The sequence below is a fragment of the Streptomyces sp. NPDC002476 genome, assembly GCF_042889785.1.
Classification (GTDB): Bacteria; Actinomycetota; Actinomycetes; order Streptomycetales; family Streptomycetaceae; genus Streptomyces.
This window is the reverse complement of sequence record NZ_JBIARH010000102.1, coordinates 1-2,468: the sequence shown is the minus strand read 5'-3', so window position 1 is coordinate 2,468 and position 2,468 is coordinate 1. Positions and strand designations below refer to the sequence as shown.

The 2,468-nt window shown below is 67.4% G+C and carries 3 protein-coding genes; 1 reads left to right on the top strand and 2 read right to left on the bottom strand.

Annotation, left to right across the window (positions count from 1 at the left end):
* Positions 1-75 precede the first annotated feature (75 nt).
* Positions 76-234, top strand: coding sequence for an IS3 family transposase (locus ACFYXM_RS37055; RefSeq protein WP_389296248.1), 159 nt, complete (start codon positions 76-78; stop codon positions 232-234).
* A gap of 28 nt (positions 235-262) precedes the next feature.
* Here the strand turns inward: ACFYXM_RS37055 and ACFYXM_RS37050 are convergent, their stop codons facing one another.
* Both ACFYXM_RS37050 and ACFYXM_RS37045 read right to left on the bottom strand, forming a co-directional pair.
* Positions 263-931, bottom strand: a complete 669-nt coding sequence (locus ACFYXM_RS37050) for a DUF4328 domain-containing protein (RefSeq protein WP_389296246.1) — start codon at positions 929-931, stop codon at positions 263-265.
* 164 nt (positions 932-1,095) lie between these two features.
* The gene (locus ACFYXM_RS37045; RefSeq protein WP_389296244.1) at positions 1,096-2,046 is read right to left on the bottom strand and encodes an SDR family NAD(P)-dependent oxidoreductase; all 951 of its coding nucleotides are present in this window, start codon (positions 2,044-2,046) and stop codon (positions 1,096-1,098) included.
* Positions 2,047-2,468: the final 422 nt, after the last annotated feature.

The window sequence follows — 2,468 nt, the reverse complement described above, 5'->3', positions numbered from 1 at the left end:
CCCTCGAAACCGCCTGCACCACACACTCGCGAACCGGAATGCCACGCGACAGGCGATCACGGCAGCTTCACTCAATTGGGCAACAGGGTCATCGACGGCTTCTACAACAGATGGCGCATCCAGAAGCGGCTCGGCTACCTCAGCCCCGTCGAGTTCGAGGAGCAGCACTACGCCAAGCAGGCAGCGACCGAACGAACGAACCTGAAACCCCGCCAATCCGCCCTGACCAGCTGATCAGTACCTCCCGCACGCCGGGGGAACCTCACTCTCCATGGTTTTCCGCTGCGCCCATGCGTTTCTGCTGTGCTGCGGTAAGTGCACGGACGACGAAGGCACCGGCTACGGCCGCGCCCACGATGGCCGTGTCAGCCGCCACCAGGAACTGTGCGTCCGTGTAGGCACGCGCGATGATGTCGTCCGTGGAGCCGGCGTACATCAGCCCCACCCCGCTCAGCATCCCGGCCAGCCACAGACCCCACCACCAGTTCACGACACGCGGCAGCCGCTCTCCGGGGGCGCTCTTCTGATGGACGTCCACGACGATCCCGCGGGGTACCCACAGGTTCACGACAGGCACGATCCAGCCCGCGTAGACCCACGGCCAGGCGTAGCGCGGCGCCTGTCCCGAAAGGACACGCGTGTTGTTCCTCACGCGCGCCAGCCACACAAGAAAGGCGACGGCGCACAGCAGCGTGGCCGCATCCCCCAGGACGCTGACGATGTGGTAGGCGTCCTCCAGCCCGGTCAGCGGGCGGTGCCGGCCGTCGCCCTGGTCCAGCGGACCGGAAGGCGGCAACCCCGCCACGGCAAGCCGGACCTGCCACGCAGCCTGGGCCACCCAGGCGGCGCCAGCGAGGACGAAGCCAGCAACCGCGCAACGAGCCGCTCCTCGGACCGGGCGCAGGGCGGGCTGAATGATGTCATCGTTCACCCGGTCATCCTGACCTACGGCAAGCCCACCTGTCCGTCGGACTGAAGCTTCCCCTCTACGTAATCGCCCCGGAACTCTTGAGCGGTCGGGTTCGGCGCGCAGTCCGAGGATGGGCAAAAGAAAATCAAACCAGCACGCTCGTTTGCCGACGCGCGTGTCCGGGGCTATCTGGGGACGGTGCCGGGGTCGACGCCGGTCAGATCACAGCTTGCGTCCCACAACCGGGCCGCGACGGAGGCGTCAGTGAGGTGGCTCCACACAGGTTCACGTCGGGGCTCGCCACGCAGACGGAAGACGCGCGGTCCCCACAACTGGCCTCCGCGTACGGCCGGATCAAGCACCGCCCGGACTGCGGGCCATGCGCCGGCGTGCTTGCCTTGGACGAGGAGAGCCGCAGGTGCCGCACTCAGCCGTGCGCCGACAGTCCGCACATTGACCGGCGGCCGGGACGGGGTGAGGGAGTCCAGCGCGCCGCCGGGATGAACCACCACGCTCGCCACCGTGCTACCGACAGCGCGCAGGCGGCGATCGAGTTCGACACCGAAGTACATCTGAGCCAGCTTGGAGCGGCCGTAGGTGCGCTTGGGCCGATAGTCCTTCCGGGACTGCAGGTCGTCCAGGTCCAGCCGTTCGGACTTCGCCGCGAAGCTGCCCGTGGTCACGACCCGGGCCGCAGGCGCGGCCGACAGCAGCGGCATCAGCCACCGAGTCAACGCGAAGTGCCCGAGGTGGTTCGTGCCGAACATGAGCTCGTGACCATCGCCGGTCCGCCTGCGCGGCAGCTCGTCGAGCGCGACGCCGGCATTGTGAACCACTGCGTCGAGGCATTCCACCTCCAGTGATTCCACCGCTGTTTCGAGCGACGAGAGATCGGCGAGGTCCAGACGTACGGCCCGCACCCGCGCACCAGCAACGCGCGCACGGATCGAGGCCGTGGCGACCTCGGCCTTCGCGGGATTCCGGCTGCCGAGCACGACGGTGGCTCCAGTTGCCGACAACTGCTCCGCGACGAAGTACCCGATGCCGGCGTTGCCGCCGGTGACCAGGAAGACGCGGCCATCGGCACGCGGCAGCCGATGGACATCCCACAGCAGGATGGAGGAATTGGGTGACATGGCGACGGGGCTCCCCTGTTGTTGAAGGTGGCCGCGGCTGCTCGGCCGGGCAACTCGACACCCACGGTTCCAACGGCTACCGACGGATCACCGACAGCCCCGCCAGACAGCCGACACCCCGCCGACATCCCGCCAGAAGTGGGCCACATCAGATATCGGGCGCGTGCGGCAGATTCCTGGGGGCCGGGGGCAGAGCGCGGGTGTACGTGGACACCCACCGCCACCCCACCACCTAAACCTCGATCCGCCGACGTGCTCTGAAGATGGTCTCTTGATCGTTTGGTGAGCTGGTTTCGGTTGGTGGTCGTGGGTGGGCAGGTTGTCTATGCTGGATGCTCCTATGGTTGTCAAGCCGCTGGAACGAGGTCGGTTTGAGTGGTTCGTTCCGTGGGTGTGGTGGTCAGGGCGCGGTAGACCTCGCG